This window comes from Streptomyces sp. NPDC014882 (assembly GCF_043081325.1).
Classification (GTDB): Bacteria; Actinomycetota; Actinomycetes; order Streptomycetales; family Streptomycetaceae; genus Streptomyces.
In genome coordinates, this window is the sequence record NZ_JBIBWL010000004.1 from 401756 (window position 1) to 422709 (window position 20954).

The window sequence follows — 20954 nt, forward strand, 5'->3', positions numbered from 1 at the left end:
CGGCGTCCCGCCCCTCCTGAACCCTCCACGTCTTAATTTAGGGTGTGAGTTAAGCGGTGGGTGAAGAGCGCGTCAAGGGCCCGGACACAGGTGGATCGCGGTGACGACTCCGGAGTCGAGGGACGGGGGACGGTGCGCGGCGACCGCGCGGCGCGTGACCTGCGGCGGGGGAACCGCGCCGCGGTACGGCGACGGTCGCCTCTCGGCAGGCCGCTCGGCCGGTTCTCCCGAGGCCGGCCGTCGGGCCGGACCGGAGCGCGCGGAGCGCGGCGGCGACGCCCTTGCGGGCGGCCTCGGCGGCGAGCAGGCCCCCGAGCCGCTCCACCAGGTCCCCGTCGGCACCCTCACCCCCAGCGGTGATGTCGCAGATCTGCCAGCCCCCGCCCCGGTCCGCCTGGTGAACTGATCGCCCACCGGCACACGCGTCACAGGACGGAATCCATGGCTTCATCCACCACCGCCACGACGCACGACTCCGGCGGGGCCGCTTCGCCGCACGGATCCCCGGTGACCGGATGGCCGGCCGTCGTCGCGGTGATGCTGGGCATCTTCTCGATCGTCACCACGGAGATCCTTCCGATCGGACTTCTCACCAGGATCGGCGCCGACTTCACCGTCTCCGACGGCATGGCCGGGCTGATGATGACCATGCCCGGCTTCCTCGCGGCGATCGCCGCACCGGTCGTCACCGTGGCGACCGCGAGGATCGACCGTCGCCTGATGCTGTGCGTTCTCATGGCCCTGCTGGCCGGAGCGAACTTCCTGGCGGCAGCGGCGCCCGACTACTGGCTCGTCCTGGTCTCCCGCGTCGTCGTCGGCATCGTGATCGGCGGCTTCTGGTCCATCGGCGCCTCACTGGCCGAACGCCTGGTGCCCGCCGAATCCGTCGGACGCGCAACAGCGGTGATCTTCTCCGCCGTGCCACTGGGCTCCGTCCTCGGCGTGCCCGCCGGCACGCTCATCGGCGACCTCGCCGGATGGCGCACCGCGTTCGTCGCCATGGGCGGCCTCACCGCAGCCGTGCTGATCATGCTGCTGATCGTCATGCCGGCGCTGCCGCCCCGCCGGACCACCCGCCTGACCGTACTGCGCGGCATGCTCAACGGCGCCGCCACCCGCTTCGCGCTGCTCCTGACCGTTCTGGTCGTCCTGGCGCACTTCGGGACCTACACCTACGTCACCCCGTTCCTCGAGCAGGTCACCGACGCCGGCTCCGGGCTCGTCACCGTCTTCCTGCTCGTCTACGGCGCGGCGGGCATCCTCGGCAACTTCCTGGGCGGCTCCCTGGTGGCCCGCCACCCGCGGGCCGCCTTCGGCACCGCCGCCGGCATGATCGCGGCCGCCACGCTGCTCCTGCCCGCAGTGGGCCAGTGGAAAGCCGGAGCCGTCGCTCTGCTCGTCGTCTGGGGCGTGGGGTACGGGGCGGTCCCCGTCTCCTCCCAGACCTGGTTCGCCAAGGCGGCCCCCGACACCCCGGAAGCCGCTTCCGTCATGTTCACCGCCTCCTTCCAGGCCACGATCTCGCTCGGAGCCCTGGCCGGCGGACTCGTCGTCGACGGCAGTTCACCCTCGACGGTCATGACCCTGGGCGGCACGACAGCCGCGCTCATGGTCGTGGCCGTGTGGGCCCACCGCGCCCGGCGCCAGGCACGGCCGGACAACGCCTGAGCCGTACGGCCTCTTCGACCCCTCGGCGAGCCCCGGACCCCGGCGACCGGCCCCGGCGACCGGCCCCGGCGACCGGTCGGCCCGAGGCTGCGGCCGGGTTCTTCCGTTCCCGGTCGGCTCTCGGCCGGCGCGGCTCGGTCCGGTGCGTGGCGTGAGGGAACGCCACGCACCGGACAGCGCGTTTGCCGGTGGAGGCGCGGGGCCGAGGAGCCCGGCGATGGGGTCGGATCAGCCCTCCGGCCCGGAAGTTCGAGGCGGGAGGCGGGAACGGCCCTCCGGTGGTGCGGAGTTCGGGCTTCAGTGATCACTGGCGTCCCCGGTGTCGCTCCGACGTCGTTTTCTGGTCATCTTCTGATCACTTCGTGCGGATGAACTGGTTAAACAATTGACGTGATTTGACGAACGATGAGAGCGCGGAGAGACGACATGGCCGAACCGGTCGAGGCGATGGCGTTACCCGCGCCGATCGACACGCTCCTCGCCGCCGCCGTCGCCAGGCGCTTCTACCTGGAGCACCGGTCGAAGGTGGAGATCGCCAAGGAGTTCGGCATCAGCCGGTTCAAGGTGGCCCGCCTCCTCGACGCGGCCGTGGCCCACGACATCGTGCGGATCGACATCACCGTCCCGGCCGAGATCGACGTCCCCCTCGGGCGGGCGCTGGCGGAGCGGTTCGGACTCCGCCACGGCATCGTTGTCAACCTGGGCCGGAACGAGAGCGGCCCGGCCTCCCTCGCGGACCAGCGCCAGAGCGGCCGCTGGCTCGGCACGGCGGCGGCCCGGCTGCTCTCGGAGATCGCCGAGGAGGGCGACGTCCTCGGGCTGGACGGCAGCCCCGCGGTGGACGCGCTGAGCGAGGCGGTCACCCGGCTGCCGCTCTGCGACGTGGTCCAGCTGACCGGGGTGCACGGGCAGGACCTCGCCCACGACGCCGCGATCGCCGCGGTCCGCCGTACGGCCGCGGCGGGCGGCGGCAGGGCGTTCCCGCTCCACACCCCGTTCCTCCTGCCCGACGCGGCGACGGCCGCCGTCCTGCGCAGCCAGCCCGCCACCGCCGAGACGCTGGACCGGTTCGGCCTGGTCACCAAGGCCGTCGTCGGCATCGGCGCGTGGGACGCCCCGCACTCCCCGGTGTACGGCGCCCTGGCCGAGCGGGAGCGGGAGACGCTCCGGGCGGCGGGAGCGTGCGCCGAGGTGGCCGGCCACGTCCTGGACACCGCCGGCCGGGTGCTGCCCACCGAGCTGGACGCCCGCACGATCACGGTCGGTGCCGCCGAACTCCGCGGCCTCGCGGAGCTGATCGGCGTCACGGCCGGCGGACGCGGCACCGGGGCGGCCCGCGCCGCACTGGGGTCCGGACTGCTCACCGGAGTCGTCACGGACGCCGCGACCGCGCGCCGCCTCCTCCGGCACGACACCCCGGACGACGCGGCACGGACCGCGGTGTCGTCCCGATACACCGAATGAGGACAGTGATGAGCCAGCAGGACGAGGCGCTTCCGCCCGTTCCGGACGACATCCGTGAGGCGGGCCGCCTCGCCCCGGACCACTGGCTGGGGGTGGTCGACCCGATGTGGTCCGGAGCGGGGAAGCCCCCGGAGTGGGCCATGACCGGCCGGTGGCGGTCCGGCCTCGACGGCGAGATCGTCGAGTGGGAGGACAACCCGGCGTACCGGCCGTCCCCGCGTGCGCTCGGCTGGCCCGAACCGCAGGACGAGGTGGACCGCGCCGTCCAGCTCGCGTCGACCGGATACGGGCCCGGCGAGGCGGTGCCGGCCGCACTGGTGGGGCGCGAGGTGGCCGTGCTGACGGCACCGGCCGGCGGCCCGCTCGGTGCTGCGGCGCCGGACGGGACGCCGGTGGTGCCGGTGTTCACCTCGGCGGTGTTCCTGCACACCGCGGGCCGCTTCGCCTTCGAACTGCTCGGCGTGGACGACCTCCTGACGCGCCTTCCCGAGGGGCACGTGCTGTACCTGAACCCCCCGGCCGCGGTGAGCATGCTGCTGGACCCCGACGCCGTGCGCGACGCGGCCCGGGACGGCGCGGGGGAACGGACCCCCGCCGCGCCCGCGCGCCGCACCGCGCGGGTGCTGACCGAGGCCGTCCACCCGGTCCGGGGGGCGGACGCGTGAGCCGCTGGTCCTCCGTGATGCCGGGCCGGGGACGCAGGCCGGGCTCCGGCGCGGGCCGCCGCGGCACGGCGCTCCCGGCCGGCGGCGCGAACGGCGCCGGAAGCGGGGGCGCCGGAAGCGGGGGCGCCGGAAACCGGGGCGCCGGCGGCCCGCCCGTCGAGGACGTCGACGGCGTGCTGCTCGTGCGCTCGGTCGACGACGACTCGTTCCCCCTGGACGTGGTGGCCGAAGTGGCGGGCGCCGTCGGCAGGGAGGCGGACGTCGTCACGGTGATCGTGGGCTCCGCCGCCGGGGGCGGGGCGCCCGACGCCGACCACTGGGCACGGCTGGGCGCGCTGCTGGACTCCCTCCGCGCACGGGGCACCGACCGGATCCGGCTCGTCATGTCCGGCGCCGGTGACGACCGGCCGGAGCGGCCCTGCGTCGCCCGCCGGATCGCCGACGCCTGGGAGCTGGAGGTGACGGCTCCGGACGGGGCCGTCCTGATCACGCCCGGGGGCGTCCTCTTCGTCCACGGCGACTCCCGCCCCGGGTGCGGCTGGTGGAGGTTCGCGCCCGGCGCGGAACCCCGGAAGCTGGGCCGGCGTGCCCCGGCGCCCGCCTGGGAGGAGGCGCTGGGCGCGGTGCCCGAGCGCACGGCCGGCGGCTGTGTCGTGGACCGCGTCCCGGCGGGCGTGGTGATCCGCCCGGCCGAGGCACCCGGTCCGGCCCCCGACGACCTGTGCTTCTCCGTGCCCGTCGACTTCGACCGCCTGACGGTACTGGTCGGTGCCCCGCAGGCGGAGGACGTCGCCGCCGACGAGGTCGCCGCCGTCCTCGCCGGGCTGTCACCGGCACAGCGCGCCCGTACCCGGCTCGCGCCCGGCGGCCGGCGCGACCTGCTGCGGCTCGGCCAGTCGGTCGCCGACCTGCTGGGCACCGAGGTGGAGGTACTCACCGGCCTGCCCCTGCTCGACGACCACGCCCCGCCCGGAACGCCTCCCCGGCCCACCCTGGTCGGGCTGGACGGCAGGCCGAGCTGGCGGCCGTTCGTGTCGTCCGTGGTCTGCGGACCGGTCGACGCGAAGGGGCGGGCTCCCGTGCCCAGGCCGACGGAGCTCCACCCGCCCGACTGGATCCTCGGCGGCGGCGAACGGGGGACGGTACGGCTGACGGACCGCTGGCAGGCCACGGTGACCCGGGCCGGACTCGCCCTGTGGGCACCGGACGGCCCCCGTCCCGGGCCGCTCGGACCGGCCGTCGACCCGGAGACGTGCGCCGTCGAACTGGGCATGCCGGGGCAGCCGTTGGACGACTCCCTGCTGCCCGCGCTGTCCCGCCTCCTGGACGGCCTCGGGACCGACGTCCGGTCCCGCACCACCCTGCTGGTCCGCGGCAGACTCCTGGCGGGCGACGGCCCCCTGCGCCGCCTGGCCGCCGAACACGGCGTACCGGCCATCCGCTACGTCACCGGCCGGCCCCCGCACCCCGGCACGGCGGCCGGCCGGCCGGGCGCGACCGCGCGGCCCGGCCGGGTCCCGCCGCCCGGAGCGGTGCTCCACGGGCCCGGTACGGCAGCCGCCCCGCCGGCCGCCGCCCACGGGCGGCCGGCGCCCGCGCCCGGGGCGCGCCCCGATGTCCTCCGGGACGGCGGGGCCGCCGAAGCGGGCGGTGCCGTCGGTGGGCCTCCGGTCGCCGAACCCGTCGCGCCCCAGGATCCCCGGGCGGACGAGGGCGCTCCCGGCCGTCCGGCCGCCGGTGCCGGGGGACCCGTCCCGCCGGTGTCCCTCCGGGCGGGCGGGCCGGTTCCGACGCCGGACCCCCCTCCGGTGTCTCCTCCGGACTTCCCTTCGGAGGCGGACGTGCCTGGGGGAGCGGGGCCCGGGGTGGTCGTGCCCCGGGAAGTGGGGCCCGGGGTGGTCGTGCCCACCGCGTCCTCGGAGCCCCGTCCGCAGGGGCGGCCCGCAGAGGAGGCCGCGCCTGCCGCGTCGCCGGAGACTCCGCCCGGGACGTCGCCGGAGACTTTGCCGGAGACCGGGGCGGGTGCCGGCGGCGGGCAGAGGGCCTCCGTGCCCGTTGCGCCGCCGGACGCCGCGGCCGGTCCGGGAGCCGCGCGGGTCCGGCCGACGGCCACCTCCCCGGCCGGGGCGCGCACCGGAGCCGGTGCCCAACGGCGCGACGGCGGCGAACGGGACGACGGCGGCGAACGGGACGACGGCGGCGAACGGGACGGCGTCGGCGAACGAGGCGGTGCCGAACAGGGCGACGGCGGAGTCGGCGGTGCGGGACACGATGCCCGCCGGGGAGACGCTCCGGAGCCGGAAGGCGGCCGGGCCGGGCGTGCCGAGGCGGGGAGGGGACCGCGGGGGCGGGCCGGCGAAGCGCCCGCCCCGCACCGTGCCGCCCTCCCGTTCGTGCCCGGGCACGTCAGCGGTGCCGCGGAGCGCACCGCGTTCCGGGATGCCGCGGCCGGTGCCTGGGAAGTGCACGCCGCCGCGGTGTCCCGGGTGCTCACCCGGATGCCCGCGCTGCGCGGGCACGAACTGGAGGCGGCCCGGACCGACCTCATCGCCGCGCACGCCTACCTCACCGCCGAGGAAGGACCGCTGCACCACCGCGAGTTGGTCCGGGACCTGCACACCGGCGAGGGGCGTCTGCTGCCCTACGCCGGCTGTCTGGCGTCCGCTCTGCGCAGGCTGCCCTCCTACCGGGGCGTGGCCCTGCGCGGCGGGGAAGCCGACGGCCCCGAACCCGCGGTCGGCACGCTGCTGCACGACCCGGCGCCGGTCAGCGCCCTGGCGGGATCGTCGGCGCTCCCGGCCGGAGCCCCCGGGCGCTACGCGATCTGGTCCGTCACCGGACGCAAGGTGCGCCAACTGCTCGACCGGCCGGGCGGTTCCACGGAGACGTACGAGGAGATCGTCTTCGTGCCGGGGACCGGCTTCCGGGTGCTGGGGGTACGGACCGTGCCCGCGGGCCCCTCCGTCGTCCTGCTGCGTGAGCTCCCCGGGAACGCCACCGCCTACATGGACGGGTCGGAGGAACTGAGCGGGCTGGACCTCAAGGCCCTCGCGTACCTCGAGGAGGCGCTGGCCAAGGGCTTCCGCGCCGGCGACGACCCGCAGTGGCCGGAACGCTGTTCCGGGCCCGTGGGCCAGGAGGGATAGCGCGCGGCGAGCGCACCGTACGACCACCCGTCACGCCACAGTCCACACAGATCGAGGAGAACGATGGCACGTCAGAAGAAGCCGCCCGTCCCCCACGGGCCCGACGGCACGGGCGGTTCGTCCGTCCGCAGGGCCGTCTCCCTCGGGTCGGCGGCCGACCCCGGCGCGATGCTGGCACCGGCCGCACGGCGCACGCCCGCGCCGGAGCCGGCCGAGGGCGGCACCGGGGGAGCGGGGACCGCACGGCCGGCCCCGGAGACCCCGGACACCGCCGAGATCGAGGCCGCTCCCGAGCCGCCCGCCACCACCGGCACCACCGGGAAACCGGCTGCGACGGCTGCGACGGCTGCGACGGCTGCGACGGCCGCGACGGCCGCGACAACGGCGACGGCCGCGACGGCCCCCGCGTCCGCCGCGCAAGAGCGGCCGGAGACGGAGAGCGAGAGCGCCGCCGAGCCGACCGCTGCCGTCCCGGACGCCGAGGCCCGCAGGGCCACCGGAACCGCGGCGGCCGGAACCGCGGCGGCCGGAGCCGGTGCGGACGAACCGCCGTCCGGGAAACCGAAGAAGCCCCTGCTCGCCGCCGCCGGCATCGCGGGCGTCGTCCTCCTCGCGGTGCCGCTGCTGATCTGGGCCACGGACGAATCGCGGCAGAAGAAGGACGACGTGGCGGTGGCCGTGGGGTCCGACACCCTGCTCGAGGAGGAGCCCCCGGAGGTGCCGAAGGGCGACTACGCCCCCGCGCAGCCGACCCCGGAGCCGTCGACCGAGAAGCCGTCCGCCAAGCCGAGCCCCGTCGTCGAGAAGGCCGACCCGGTGCCGAGTTCGGCACCGCCGGCGAGCAAGCCGGCCGAGGCGCCGAAGAAGGCGGAGGCCCGGGCGAAGGTGAAGGAGTACGAGCCGCCCAAGCTCCCGCCGAACACCGCCGCCTACGCCGTTCAGCGGCTGGCCGCCTCGAACCCCGGCCGGCACATCTGCTACCGGGTCCACGTGAAGGGCGCCGGCTGGACGGCCCCCGTGTGCGACGGGGCCACCGCGGGCCAGGAGGGCAAGGGGCGGCCCGTCACGGCCATCAACGTCGCGGTGGCCGAAGCGAAGAGGGTGAACGGCAACGAGTTCATCCAGAAGGACGGCTGGACGACCGCGTGGTCCGGTGCGGCCGACGGGACGGACCTGGTCCTGGGGAGCGCCGCCTCGAACGCGCCCAGCCTGAGCGGCTTCACCATCGGTGTCGATGCGGGCAACGTCTGCCAGAACCACAAGCTCGGCGGGCACGACTGGGGCGGCCTGGCGTGCGAGAAGTCCGAGGGCTGGATCTTCGGCGGGTCGACGGAGCCGCAGTTCTGGCTGGAGGCCGTCAGGTTCACCGTGTGAGGGACGCGTCCACCGTATGAGTGGCGCGACAGCGCAGCGAACGCCCGCCGGTGCCGAACCGGCGGGCGTTCGCCTTCGACAGGCCGATCGACAGGCCGATCGACAGGCCGATCGACAGGCACTCGACAAGCCGATCGACAAGCCGCTCAGCGGGTCACAGGGTGGCCTCCCGCCGTCGCGCCTGCGGCAGGTCCTCCGGCAGCAGCGTGGTGAGGTCGGTGAGACTGGGCGAACTCAGCCCGCCCAGCCGGCGGGCCTGGCTCGTCATCATCGTCTCCAGCAACTGCCGGGCGAGCCGCGCGTTGCCGAAGGACCGGTCGCGCGGGAGGGCGTCCACATGAGCGCGCAGCACCGCGAGGGTGGCGTCGGGGCACTCGTACCCGGAGGCGGCGGCGTGCCGGGAGACGATGGTGACCAGTTCGTCCGTGCTGTAGTCCTCGAACCGGACGAACTTGGAGAACCGCGACGTCAGACCGGGGTTGGAGGCCAGGAAGCGCTCCATCTCCTCGGTGTACCCGGCGACGACGACCACGATCTCGTCGCGGTGGTCCTCCATCAGCTTCAGCAGGGTGTCGACGGCCTCGCGGCCGAAGTCGTTGGACGAGCCCTCGGGGGTCAGGGTGTAGGCCTCGTCGACGAACAGCACCCCGCCCAGCGCGCTGGTGAAGACGTCCTTGGTGCGCTGGGCGGTGTGGCCGACGTACTGGCCCACCAGGTCCGCCCGCGCCACCTCCACCAGGGAGTCGCGGGGGAGCACTCCCAGCGAGTGCAGGAGCTTCGCGTACAGCCGTGCGACCGTGGTCTTGCCGGTGCCGGGCGGCCCGCTGAAGACCAGGTGGTTGCTGATCCGGGGGGCGGGCAGCCCCGCCGCGACGCGCTGGCGTGCGTTGGTCAGCAGACTGACCAGGTCGGCGACCTCCCGCTTCACGGCGCCGAGACCCACCATGGCGGTGAGTTCGGCCATCGGGTCGGACGCGTCGCCGGCGTCCTGTGCCGTGCCGCCGACGGCCGCGGCCTCCGCGTCGCCCACGTCCAGCGGCAGCAGCAGGGTCAGGTCGTTCTCCGCCGGGTCGGTCATGGCCGCGAGGCGGAACGCCTGCCGGTCCACCATGTCCTCGAACACGGCGCGGGCCGCGCGGCCGTTGCCGAACGTCGCGTCGCGCGTCATCCGCTCGAAGCGCACGGCGAGGGCCTCCCGGGTCAGCGGCCCGAGCTCGAACTGGTGCCGCCGGCAGAGGCTCTCGGTGATCGTCACCAGTTCGTCCACCGCGTAGTTGCCGAACTCGACGGTGCGGGTGAAGCGGGAGGCGAGGCCCGGGTTGGCGGTGAGGAACGACTCCATCTGCTCGGAGTAGCCGGCCGCCACCACGACCACGTCGTCGCGGTGGTCCTCCATCAGCTTCAGCAGGGTGTCGACGGCCTCGCGGCCGAAGTCGTTGGACGTTCCCTCGACGGTGAGGGTGTAGGCCTCGTCGATGAACAGCACGCCGCCCAGCGCGCTGTTGAAGGCCTCGGTGGTCTTGATGGCCGTACCGCCGATGACCTGCGCGACCAGGTCGGCGCGGGCGACCTCGACCAGGTGCCCGCTCCTGAGCACGCCCAGGTCCGCCAGGATGCTGCCGTAGAGGCGGGCGACGGTGGTCTTGCCGGTGCCGGGCGGCCCCGCGAAGATCAGGTGCCGGCTCATCGACGGGACCGGCATGCCGAGCCGGCGCCGGCGCTCCGCGAGCTGGTTCAGGTTGACCAGCGTGTTCACCTGGTGCTTGACGTTCTCCAGGCCGACGAGCGCCTCCAGTTCGGCCAGCGGGCCCTCGGGCTCCGGCTCCTTGTCGGGCCCGCCCGGGGCGCCGTCCTCGCCGGTCGTCCCGGCCGACTCGCCCCAGCTGTCCGGCACGCCGTTGTCCGCGCTGGTCAGCAGCTCGACCGTGAGCCGCTCGCTCGCGCGGCCCTGGCGCAGTCCCGCACCGCGGTTGTCGCGTACGACGCACCGGGTGACGTCGACCGGCTCGGCGCTGTCGACCCGTACGCCGTCGCCCGTGCTCCCGCTGATCTCACAGGCGTCGAGGACGGCCCGGCCGCCGCGCGACACCTGCACGCCGTGGGCCCTCGAACCGTGCACCCGGACCCGCTCCAGGGTGATCTCCGCGCCGTCCCGCACCCCGACCCCGGCGTCGGCGCTGTCGCCGATCTCGCAGTCCCGCAGGGTGCCCCGGCCGCGTTCGCCGACGAGGACGCCCGAGCGGGCGGCGGAGCGCAGCACGGTGTCGCTGATCTCGGGCTCGGAGTCGTCGTCGATGCTCAGCGCGCAGCCGCCGGCGGACTCGACCTCGCAGTGCTCGAGCCGGCCGCGGCCGTCGTCGGTGAACTCGACGCCGTGGCCGCCCGCGCCGGTGACCCGGGCGCGGCGCAGCAGGGGGTTGGCGGCGGAGCGCACCGAGATGCCGACGCCGGCCGCGTCCAGGACCTCCAGGCGTTCGAACTCGGCCGTGGAGTCGTCCCAGAGCTGCACCGCCCCGGCGGTGTCGGCGCAGTCGCTCACCACGGTGTCCCGCAGCAGCGGGGCGCTGCCCTCGACGACCCGCACGGCGGCCTCGGTGGAACCGTGGAACGAGCAGTCCTCCAGGGTTCCGCGCGAGCGGTCCAGGACGAGCAGTCCGCTCTTCTTGGTGCGCCGGGTGACACACCCGCGCAGCATCGGGTCGGCCCCGCCGGAGATCACGATCGCGCTCTGCGCGAGGGACTCGAACGACGTCTCCTCGATCTCCGGGCGGGACATGCTGGTCACGAGCAGGCCCACCGAGGTGTGGTGCACGACGCACCGCAGCACCCGGGTCGAGCTGTGGCCCTCCAGGGCGATGGCCGGCTTGTCGGTGCCGGAGATGTCACAGCCCTCCACGATGCCCCGGGACTCGCCGCTCGCCAGGACGCCGTTGGCCCGCGCGCCCCGGATGCGGCAGTCGCGGACGAGCGGCCCGGCGGTCTCGCCGATGACCACCGCGGAGGTGCCGAAGTTCTCGAACACGCAGTCCTCGACGATGCTTTCGCTCTCCGAGGAGTCGACGAGCCCGGCGCCGCCGGGGTTGCCGATCCGGCAGCCGCGGGCGGCGAGCGAACCCTTGCCGCGCACCAGCAGCGCCGTCCACCCCGCACCGGTCACGGTGCAGCCGTCGAGCGCGGCCTGACCGGCCGGCACGTCCACGACCGCGGCCTCCTTGTCGCGGCCCCGCAGGGTCAGGGCGCTGAGCATCACGGCGTCGGCCATGAGGGTGACGGCGGTGCCGTCCCGCGGGCAGATCTCGACGGTGCCCGGCTCGCCCTCGCCGACGATCGTCACCCGGTGCCGGATGACGAGGTTCTCGGCGTAGCGGCCGGGACGGACCCGGATCACCGCCCCGGTACGGGCCTGGGCCAGTGCCTCACCGATCGTCTGGAAGCCGTCCGACCGTTCCGGGCCGACCGTGAGTATCTGACGTGCCACGCCTCGAACCTCCTTGTGCTGCTGCGGTAGTTGGCGTTGTGCGCCGTACATCCTGTGTGCATATCATGCGACTCATGCGGAATGTCATGAAAGGCCGGAGTGCGGGTCTCGTGCTGGCGATCGCCGTGGCCCTGCCGGTCGCGGGCGGGCCGGCCCTCGCCGTCCCCGCCGTCCCCGCCGGGCCGGCCGCGCCGACCGCCCCGGCCGCCCCGGACCCGTCGTCGGGGAGTCCCGGCTCCGGCGATCCGGGGGCCACACTGCTGCCCCCGCTGCCCGTCCGGCTCGGCGAGGGCAACCCGTGCACCGGGGCCTCGGACCGGACGGCCACCGGAGCGGCGTGGTCGCAGACGGCGCTCGGGCTGTCCCGGGCCCAGCGGATCTCCCGCGGCGCCGGGGTGACCGTCGCGGTGGTCGACACCGGCGTCGCCCCCGGCGTCCCCAGCCTGTCCGGCAGGGTGGAGGCCGTCGACGGGGCGGGCGAGGACTGCGTGGGCCACGGCACGTTCGCCGCCGGACTGATCGCCGCCGCACCGGAGAAGGGCAGCGGCATCACCGGGGTCGCCCCGCAGGCGCGGATCCTCGCCCTGCCCGGCACCGACGACCGCGGCGTCCCCTCCGCGCGACGCGTCGCCGCCGGCATCCGCACGGCGGCGGACCGCGGCGCACAGGTCATCTACGTCGGCCAGGCCCTGCCCGCCGGACGCTCCGAACTCACCGCGGCCGTCGCCCACGCCACCCGGCGCGACGCACTGGTCGTCGCCCCCGCCGCGCCGGACGCCGTGTCCCGCGAGGAGCAGGGGCCCGACGGCGAGATGCCCGAGGGGCCGTACTGGCCGGCCGCCGCGCCCGGCGCGCTCGCCGTCGTGGACTTCGGCCCCGGCGGCGTACGGCAGCGGAACGCGCCGCCCGCCCACGAGCCCGACCTGTCCGCGCCCGGCAGCGCGATGGTCAGCGTCGGCCCCGAGGGCACCGGCCACTACATCGGCTCCGGCGCCTCGCTGGCCGCGGCGGGCGTCGCGGGCACCGCCGCGCTCGTCCGCGCCTACCACCCCGACCTGACGGCGGCGGAGGTCGCCCGCCGGCTGCTGGACACCGCCTACCCCTCGGACATCCCCCGGCTCGACCCGTACGCCGCGCTGTCCCTGCTCCAGGACCGCGCGACGCCTCCCGCGCAGACCCCCGCCCCCGCACGGATGCCGGCCCCCACCGACCCCGCCCCCCACCACCGCTCCCTGACGATCGCGGCCGTGGGCCTGGCGACGGTCCTCCTGCTCGCGGCCCTGGCCGCGGTCGTCCCCCGGGGCCGCACCAGGAACTGGCGCCCCCCGACGGTCCCCTAGGGCGTGTTGCGAAAGTAGCGTCGTCTGCCCGAAGGGCAGGCCCGGCGGCGTCTGGTGCGTGCGATCGCAAGGCGGAGGGTCGCCCCGATACTGGTTGTATCGGGGTGATCCCGACAACGCGGCGAGCGTGCGTGCCAGACGCCGCCGGGCAGACGGGACTTTCGCAACACGCCCCAGGGCGTGTTGCGAAAGTCCCTCCCCCAGAGGGGGTCCCCCCGCCCGGGCGGAGCCGGGAGCGGGGGAGGCGGCCCGCCGGTGCCGGGCCGCGTGAGCACCGTCCGGCACCCGCCGACGCGGCGCGTCCCGCGGATCCCGGGCCGCGCCGCACCGCCCGGCGGTCCGCCGCACGGGCACCCGGTCCGCATCCGGACGCGTCACCGCGCGTCCCCCACGAGCCCCGTCTGCACCTGCAGGGTCTTGCGGCGGGCGATCCGGACCGCCCGCCCCGGAATCAGCTCCCGCCCCTTCACGCTCCCGAAGAGGTACCCCTCGCTCGGCGGACACGACATCAGCAGCCCGGGTGTGTTGACCTCCTGCAGCCTGCGCAGCAACGCCTCGTTGAGCCCACGCCCGGCGCCCGCCGAGGACCGTGCCACCACCAGGTGCAGCCCCACCTCGTGCCCCAGCGCCAGGTGGTCCAGCAGCGGAGCGAACGGCTGTGTCATCGGCCCGCCGCCCACCATGTCGTAGTCGTCGACCAGGATGAACAGCCGCGGCCCCTGCCACCAGTCGCACAGCCGCATCCGCGACGGGGCGATGTCCTCGCCCGGAACCCGCTGCCTGACCGCCCGGGCCGCCCCGTCCACCAGGTCCCGCAGCATGTCCAGGGACACGGCGTGCCCGAGCCGGTACGCCTCGGGGACGCTCTCCACCAGCTCCCGCCGGTAGTCCACCGTCATGATCCGCGCCTCGGCCGGCGTGTACCGCTCGGTGATGCCCCGCGCGACCAGCTTCAGCAGGTTCGTCTTGCCGCTCTCCGTGTCGCCCACCACGATCAGGTGCGGGTTCTCGGTGAAGTCGTGCCACACCGGCGCCAGTTCGTTCTCGTCCAGGCCGATGGCGATCCGCAGGCCGTTCTCGCCCTCCGGGTCCGGCAGCTCCTCGACCGGCAGGCTCGCCGGCAGCATCCGCACCCGCGGCGCGGTGGGCCCCGCCCAGCTCTCGGCGATCGCGGCGACCAGCCCCGCGACCCCGTCCGCGAGGTCGTCGGCGTCCTCGACCCCGTCGACGCGCGGCAGCGCCGACAGGTAGTGCAGCTTGTCCGAGGTCAGTCCCCGCCCCGCGCTGCGCGGGACCGTCGCCGCCTTGCGGGAGTCGATCTGCGAGTCCATCGGATCACCCATCCGCAGCTCCAGCCGGGTCCCGGTCTGGTCGCGCACCGAGGACGACAGCTCCACCCAGCGGGCCGTGGTGATCAGCAGGTGGACCCCGTAGTTGAGGCCGCGGGCGGCCAGCGCGTTGAAGGTGGGGATGTGCCGGTCGAAGTCCTGGCGCACGGTGGCCCAGCCGTCGATCGCGAGGAACACGTCCCCGTGCGGCTCCTCGGGGAACTCACCCGCCGCGCGCCGCTTGCGGTACGTGGCCATGGAGTCGATGCCGTGCTCCAGGAAGAACCGCTCCCGCCTCGCGAGCAGTGCGGTGACCTCGGCGATCGTGCGGCCCACCCGCTCGGTGTCCACCCGTGCCGCGACCCCGCTCATGTGCGGCAGCCCGTCGAGCGCGGCCAGCGTGCCGCCGCCGAAGTCCAGGCAGTAGAACTGCACCTCGCGCGGCGTGTGGGTGAGGGCCAGCGCGGTGATGAGGGTCCGCAGCAGGGTGCTCTTGCCGCTCTGCGGGCCCCCGGCGACGGCCACGTGGCCGCCGGCCGCCGACAGGTCCACGGTCAGCAGATCGCGCAGCTGGTCGAAGGGGCGGTCCACGACGCCCACCGGCACCGTGAGGCGGCCCCGCAGCGGCCAGTCCGCCGTGGTCAGGCCGTACCGCGGATCGGGCGTCAGCGGGGGCAGGATCTGGTCCAGGGTGGCCGGCCGGCCCAGCGGCGGCAGCCACACCTGGTGGGCGGGCGGGCCCGAACCGCGCAGCCGGTCGAGCGCCACCGACAGCAAGGTCTCCCCGCCGCCGTCCCCCTCGCCCTCCTGCTCCGGCTCCGGCTCGCCGGGGCCGCCCGCGGCGTCCGGGTCCGCGGGCGCGCGCGGCACCACCCACTCCGCCGTCCACGGCACCACCTGACGCGCCACCTGCGCCTGCACGACGGCCCGGCGCCGCCGGTACGGCCCCGACACGTACGCGGCCCGGAACCGGGTGAGCGCGTCGACGCCGCTCTTGAGGAAACCGGCACCCGGCTGCGCGGGCAGCTCGTAGGCGTCCGGCACCCCCAGCACACCCCGGCTCTCCATCGCGGAGAACGTCCGCAGACCGATCCGGTACGACAGGTGGCTCTCCAGCTGGTGCATGCGGCCCTCGTCGAGCCGCTGCGAGGCCAGCAGCAGATGGACCCCGAGACTGCGACCGAGCCGGCCGATCATCACGAACAGCTCCATGAAGTCGCGGTGCGAGGCCAGCAGTTCGCTGAACTCGTCGACCACCACGAACAGGCTGGGCAGCGGCCGCAGCGGCGCCCCGGACTGCCGCGCCTTCTCGTACTCCAGCGCGGAGGTGTAGTTCCCGGCCGCGCGCAGCAGCTCCTGCCGCCGGATCAGCTCCCCGTGCAGGGCGTCCTGCATCCGGGCGACCAGCGCCACCTCGTCGGCGAGGTTGGTGATGACCGCCGAGGTGTGCGGCAGTTCGTCCAGGCCGAGGAAGGTCGCGCCGCCCTTGAAGTCGACGAGGACGAAGTTCAGCGTCTCGGAGGAGTTGGTCAGCGCCAGTCCCAGCACCAGCGTGCGCAGCAGCTCGCTCTTGCCGGAGCCGGTGGCGCCGATGAGCATGCCGTGCGGCCCCGTACCGCCCTGCGCGGACTCCTTGATGTCCAGCTCCACGGGCCTGCCCTCACCGCTCACCGCGATCGGCACCCGCAGCCGGGCGCTGCCCGTCGACCGCTCCCACAGCGTGGCCGGGTCGTGCCGGTGCAGATCGGGGATGTTCAGCAGCGAGGTCAGCTCGACGTCGTCGGCGAGCGGCTTGGAGTCGTCGCCGCCCACGCTCATCCGGTACGGCGCCAGCAGCCGGGCGAGCGCCAGCGCCCCCACCGTGCCCAGCCGGTCGGGCCGGCCGAGCACCGTCGACTGCTCCTTGCGGTCGCGGTCGGTGCGCACCAGCGCGACACCGTCGTCGCCCACCTCCAGGCGCAGCGTGGTCCGCCCCGGCTTCCAGGCGAGCGCACCGGTGACGTCGAGCACCACCGCGTTGCGGAACCCGTGCCCGTCGAAGCGGTGCCCCGCCGGCACCGTGCAGCCGTCGATCACGACGACCGTGTACGGCTCCTCGCGCCCCGGCACCGCGTCGGGGTCGGCGCCCGGCCGCTCCAGGAACTCCGCGCCGAGCAGGTTCTCCAGCTCGGTGAAGGCCGAGGCGATCATGCGGGCCGGTCCGGCGCCGTCCTCCTCGTGCCGGTGCAGGCTGTGCGGCAGCCACTTCGCCCACTCCCACTCCGCGCGCCGCTCGTCCGAGACGCACAGCGCGATCCACAGGTCGTCGGGGGAGTGGAACACCGCCAACTGCGCGACCAGCGCCCGGACCTGGGCCCGTATCCGCTCCTCGTCGCCGCGGAACAGCACCTTCGACCAGGCCCGCAGATAGATCGCGATGGGCTGGTCCCTGACGGTGGAGTAGGCCCGGGTGAAGCTGCGCAGCGCGTGCGCCGACAGCGGTTCCAGGTCCTCGACGGGCTTGGTCGACAGCGGCGTCAGCTTCATCGCGAGCCGCTGGTCGCCCACGCCCATCCGCACCTCGGCGAAGTCCTCGTCGGACGCCCGGCGTTCCCACAGCCGGGTGCTGCGCACCAGCGACGACAGCGCGTCGGGCTCGGGATGACGCCAGGCGAGGGCGCGCTGCTGCTCCACGACGGACGCCCGCACCATGCGCCGGGTCTGCCGCAGGTACCGCAGGTAGTCGCGGCGCTCGCCCTTCATCCGCTGCTTGCGCTCGCCGTTGCGGCGCATGACCTGACCGAGCATCATGCCCGCCGACGCGATCACCATCACACCGAGCGCGATGTAGATGAATCCGCCGCTGCTCTGGCTCATCCCCGGCCGCATGAACATCAGCATCATGGAGACCGACATCAGCGCCATCGGCAGGTACGTCCACACCGCGGAACTGTCCGGCACGACCTCGGGAAGCGTGGGCGGCTCCTGAAGGCTCAGTTCCCCCGACGGCATTTCCGGTCCTTTGCGACGGGCCGGGCGGCGGAACAGGATCACGCTCAACGAACGTCCTCCTCAATGATTTCGGAAGGAATGCCAGGGGAACTCCGCGGGAACGTCGCGGGTTTTCCCGTAAAGAACGTAAAGAATCAGAGTCCCGCGCGACGGCGGCGGGAGAATTGCGGTGGGGTTCCGTGACGCTGAACTCCCGGAGTGGTGTTGCGAAAAGACCGGCGTACGGTCAAACTCGTCGGCGCATGCCCCGTCCGACTTGTTCGTCGCGTTCGGCGACCGACCGGTGTGCCTGCCACCTTCCAGCCACCGCGCGTCCCGTGGCCCGCCAGAAAGTGTGAACCCCGCATCCATGACTGAGATTCAGACGGCAAGCCTGTGCCGCGTCACCGTACGGGCTCCGGCCAGGACCGTCGACCTGGCCGTGCCCTCCGACGTCCCCGTCGCCGACCTGCTGCCCACAGTGATCGGCTACGGAGGGGACGGCCTGGAGGAATCCGGCCTGGAGCACGGAGGCTGGGTGCTCCAACGCCTCGGCGGTCCACCGCTCGACCCCGAGAGTACCTTGGACTCCCTCGGTCTGCGGGACGGAGAGGCGCTTTACCTGCGACCGCGCACCGAGGCACTGCCCGAGGTGCACATCGACGACCTGGTCGACGGCATCGCCGACGGCATGGGCCGCAGGCCGCACGGCTGGAGCGACCGGGCCGGCCGGCGCCTGCTGCGCGGGCTGGCCGCGGCCACCCTCGCGCTGGGCCTCGTGCTGCTGGCCATGCCGGGCACGGCGGGCTGGGTGCGGGCCGTCGCCGCCGCGGCCGCCGGCCTGCTGCTGATCGCCGGCGCCGGCTCCGCCTCCCGCGCCGTCGGGGACGCCGGAGCCGGCTCGGTGCTCGGCCTGGCGGCGGCCCCCTATTTCGCCCTGGCGGGCTGGCTGCTGCCCGGCGGCGACCTGGGCGGAGCCGACGGCGACGCCGTCCTCGGCGCCCGGCTCCTGGCGGCGTCCGCGGCCGGCGGCGCGGGCGCGGTGCTCGCCCTGGCGGCGGTCGGCGTGTACCCGGCGCTGTTCGTCGGGACGGCCTGCGTCGCGGCGGCGGGCGCCCTCGGCGCCGCCCTGATCACCCTGGACCTGGCGCCGCAGCAGGCGGCCGGCGTGGTGGCCGTCGTGGTGGTGCTCTTCGGCGGGTTCGTCCCGACCCTGTCGTTCCGGCTGGCCGGCATGCGGATGCCGCCCCTGCCGACCAACGTCCAGCAGTTGCAGCAGGGCATCGACCCGTACTCCTCCTCGGAGGTCGACGCGCGCGCCGCGCTGGCGGACGGCTGGATGACCGCCCTCTACGGCGCCATCGGCCTGGTCTGCCTGCCCTGCCAGGCGGCGCTCATGGCCGTGCCGGACCTCGCCGAGATCCTCACCGTCGTGGCCCTCTCCCTCCTGCTGCTGCTGCACAGCCGGGGACTGGGCAACCTCTGGCAGCGCCTCGCGCTGACCGCCGCCGGGGCCTGGGGCGCGGCCCTGCTGCTGTTCGTCTCCGCGCGCGCCCTGGCCCCGGTGGACCGGCTGACCCTGACGGCCGGCCTGATGGGGCTGGCCGCCGCGATCACGATCGCCTCGTGGACCGTGCCCGGACGGCGGCTCGTCCCGTACTGGGGGCGCGCGGCCGAGCTGCTGCACTCACTGGCCGCCGTCAGCATCCTGCCGCTGACGCTCTGGTCGATGGGCGTCTACGGCCGGCTCCGCGGCATCAACGGCTGACCCGGGAGAACGGCGACCATGCACAGCAAACGCGACCAGGTACAGGCACACCTCTTCATCATGGGACGGCTGGCCTCGGCCATGCTGCGGGCCGAGCCGGACTCCCCGGAGAGCCCGCTGGGACGGACCAACCGCGGCGCCGCGATCGGCGTCGTCATCGCCGTGCTGGTGTGCGCCGGCGCGTTCGTCTTCGGACTCATCAGGCCCGGCGGCAACGACTCGTGGCGCTCGGGGGAGAACCTGATCGTCGACAAGCAGACCGGCGCCCGCTACCTGTACCTGGACGGGCGGCTGCGTCCGGTGCGCAACTACGCGTCGGCCCGGCTGCTCACCGGCGGCGACGTCGGCGTCACCACGGTGGGCACGTCCTCGCTGGCCGGCACCCCGCACGGCACGCCCGTCGGCATCCCCGACGGGCCCGAGGCACTCCCGGGCGCCGGCGACCTGGACCGCACGCCGTGGCTGGTGTGCTCCCGGACCGTCCCGCGGACGACGGGCGTCGTCACGGCGACCACGACGCTCGCCCTCGGCACCGGCGCCCCGCAGGACGTGCCCGGCGGCAGGCGACTGGGCGAGGACGAGGGCATGCTGGTCACCGGCCCGGACGACGCCGCGTACCTGCTGTGGCAGGGCAGCCGGCTGCGCCTGGACGAGCGGGCGAAGGCGGCCGAGGCCCTCGGGTACGGCGACGTCGCCCCGCGCCCCGTCTCCGCGGCGTTCCTCGACGCGTTCCCGCTGGGACCCGACCTCGCGCCCGCCGACGTGCCCGGCCGCGGCGGGAAGGGGCCCGAACTGGCCGGGCGGAGCACCAGGATCGGGCAGCTCTTCAAGGTCGACGTGCCCGGCTCCGCCGCCCGCTACCACCTGCTCACGCGGGAGGGCCTCGTCCCCCTCACCGACACCGGCGCCACCCTCCTGCTGGCCGACCCGCGAACGCGCCAGAAGGCGTACGGCGGGGCCGCCGCGACCGTGGCGACGCTCGGTGCGGACGCCCTGGCCGGGCATCTCGCCCCCGACGCGCGCCACTCGGGCCCGGGCTCGGCGAAGCTGCCCGCGAAGCCGCCGAAGGCGGTCACCGCCGACACCGGCTCCGTGGCCTGCGCCGAGGTCGACTCCGCGAACTCCGGTGTGCGGGTGGGCACCTCGGTACTGCCCGAGGGCGCCCTCCCCGAGGCCGTGCAGGCGCCGGCGCCCGAGGTCGAACCGGGCTGCCTGAAGGTCGACTCCATCGCGATACGGGCCGGAAGGGGCGCGCTGGTCAGGGCGTCGAGCGCGAGTGGCAGCGCACTGGGTGACACCACGTACCTGGTGACGGACGAGGGCGTGAAGTACCGGCTGCTGTCCCAGGAGGCGGTGAAGGCGCTGGGCTACGAGGGCGCCGAGGCGCGGACGATGCCGTCCCCGATGCTGGCCATGCTGCCCAGCGGCCCGGACCTGACCCCCGAGGCGGCGTCCGAGGGCGCGGCACGCGTGACGCTCCGGTGCCCCGGGCGGTAGGGGGCGGTAGGGGGCGGCAGGGCGGCGGCGGCCGGCAGGGCAGGCCCCCGGTCCCGGTCCCGGTCCCGGTCCGGGTCCGGGGGCGGGAGGGGGAAGCCGGGTCCGGGAGGGCAGGGGCCGGGGTCGCCGGGGTCGTCCGGAAGGGAAATTCTTGGGGTCCGCGTGGTCACCTCGTGTTAAGCCGGGCCCCGGCGGAGCCCGGTGGACCGCGCCCGCTGCCCGATCTGTCCGGCCGCATTCACCGCACCGCTCACCT

General features: G+C 75.0%; 10 protein-coding genes. 8 read left to right on the forward strand and 2 right to left on the reverse strand.

What is annotated here, in order from left to right; translation table 11 throughout:
• Nucleotides 1–441 precede the first annotated feature (441 nt).
• The 5 genes from ACF09K_RS13105 (at nt 442) to ACF09K_RS13125 (ending at nt 8317) form a co-directional block, all read left to right on the forward strand.
• A complete protein-coding gene (locus ACF09K_RS13105) occupies nt 442–1668 on the forward strand; it encodes an MFS transporter (protein WP_392243026.1) in 1227 nt (408 codons plus the stop codon).
• Nucleotides 1669–2094: 426 nt separating this feature from the next.
• Complete coding sequence (locus ACF09K_RS13110; RefSeq protein ID WP_392243028.1) at nt 2095–3132, forward strand: sugar-binding transcriptional regulator; 1038 nt, start codon at nt 2095–2097, stop codon at nt 3130–3132.
• Nucleotides 3133–3140: 8 nt separating this feature from the next.
• Nucleotides 3141–3797 (forward strand): type VII secretion system-associated protein, encoded by a 657-nt coding sequence (locus tag ACF09K_RS13115; protein ID WP_392243029.1) that lies wholly within the window; start codon nt 3141–3143, stop codon nt 3795–3797.
• Nucleotides 3794–6943: a hypothetical protein gene (locus tag ACF09K_RS13120; protein ID WP_392243031.1), complete on the forward strand. Its 3150-nt coding sequence runs from the start codon at nt 3794–3796 to the stop codon at nt 6941–6943. The genes ACF09K_RS13115 and ACF09K_RS13120 overlap by 4 nt, the downstream gene beginning before the upstream one ends.
• 63 nt (nt 6944–7006) lie before the next feature.
• Nucleotides 7007–8317: a hypothetical protein gene (locus ACF09K_RS13125; protein ID WP_392243033.1), complete on the forward strand. Its 1311-nt coding sequence runs from the start codon at nt 7007–7009 to the stop codon at nt 8315–8317.
• 154 nt (nt 8318–8471) lie between these two features.
• On the opposite strand, the gene ACF09K_RS13130 is transcribed toward ACF09K_RS13125, so the two are convergent.
• Nucleotides 8472–11795, reverse strand: a complete 3324-nt coding sequence (locus tag ACF09K_RS13130; protein WP_392243034.1) for a right-handed parallel beta-helix repeat-containing protein — start codon at nt 11793–11795, stop codon at nt 8472–8474.
• 74 nt (nt 11796–11869) lie between these two features.
• On the opposite strand from ACF09K_RS13130, the gene ACF09K_RS13135 reads away from it, so the two are divergent.
• Complete coding sequence (locus ACF09K_RS13135; protein ID WP_392243036.1) at nt 11870–13135, forward strand: S8 family serine peptidase; 1266 nt, start codon at nt 11870–11872, stop codon at nt 13133–13135.
• Nucleotides 13136–13509: 374 nt separating this feature from the next.
• Here the strand turns inward: ACF09K_RS13135 and eccCa are convergent, their stop codons facing one another.
• Nucleotides 13510–17454, reverse strand: a complete 3945-nt coding sequence (gene eccCa / locus ACF09K_RS13140) for a type VII secretion protein EccCa (RefSeq protein ID WP_392243038.1) — start codon at nt 17452–17454, stop codon at nt 13510–13512.
• 349 nt (nt 17455–17803) lie between these two features.
• Here eccCa and eccD point away from each other — a divergent pair, with 349 nt between their 5' ends.
• Both eccD and eccB read left to right on the forward strand, forming a co-directional pair.
• Complete coding sequence (gene eccD / locus ACF09K_RS13145) at nt 17804–19201, forward strand: type VII secretion integral membrane protein EccD (protein ID WP_392243039.1); 1398 nt, start codon at nt 17804–17806, stop codon at nt 19199–19201.
• Between the two features lie 18 nt (nt 19202–19219).
• Nucleotides 19220–20698 carry a type VII secretion protein EccB gene (gene eccB, locus ACF09K_RS13150; protein WP_392243041.1) on the forward strand — a complete coding sequence of 493 codons (1479 nt, stop codon included), beginning with the start codon at nt 19220–19222 and terminating at the stop codon, nt 20696–20698.
• Nucleotides 20699–20954 lie beyond the last annotated feature (256 nt).

What these genes read in the sequence shown, in the direction of transcription:
- ACF09K_RS13105 (WP_392243026.1), top strand. Translation starts at nt 442, where the DNA reads ATGGCTTCATCCACCACCGCCACGACGCACGACTCCGGCGGGGCCGCT.
- ACF09K_RS13115 (WP_392243029.1), top strand. Translation starts at nt 3,141, where the DNA reads ATGAGCCAGCAGGACGAGGCGCTTCCGCCCGTTCCGGACGACATCCGT.
- eccCa (WP_392243038.1), bottom strand. Translation starts at nt 17,454, where the DNA reads ATGCCGTCGGGGGAACTGAGCCTTCAGGAGCCGCCCACGCTTCCCGAG.
- eccD (WP_392243039.1), top strand. Translation starts at nt 17,804, where the DNA reads ATGACTGAGATTCAGACGGCAAGCCTGTGCCGCGTCACCGTACGGGCT.
- ACF09K_RS13110 (WP_392243028.1), top strand. Translation starts at nt 2,095, where the DNA reads ATGGCCGAACCGGTCGAGGCGATGGCGTTACCCGCGCCGATCGACACG.
- ACF09K_RS13135 (WP_392243036.1), top strand. Translation starts at nt 11,870, where the DNA reads ATGCGGAATGTCATGAAAGGCCGGAGTGCGGGTCTCGTGCTGGCGATC.
- eccB (WP_392243041.1), top strand. Translation starts at nt 19,220, where the DNA reads ATGCACAGCAAACGCGACCAGGTACAGGCACACCTCTTCATCATGGGA.
- ACF09K_RS13125 (WP_392243033.1), top strand. Translation starts at nt 7,007, where the DNA reads ATGGCACGTCAGAAGAAGCCGCCCGTCCCCCACGGGCCCGACGGCACG.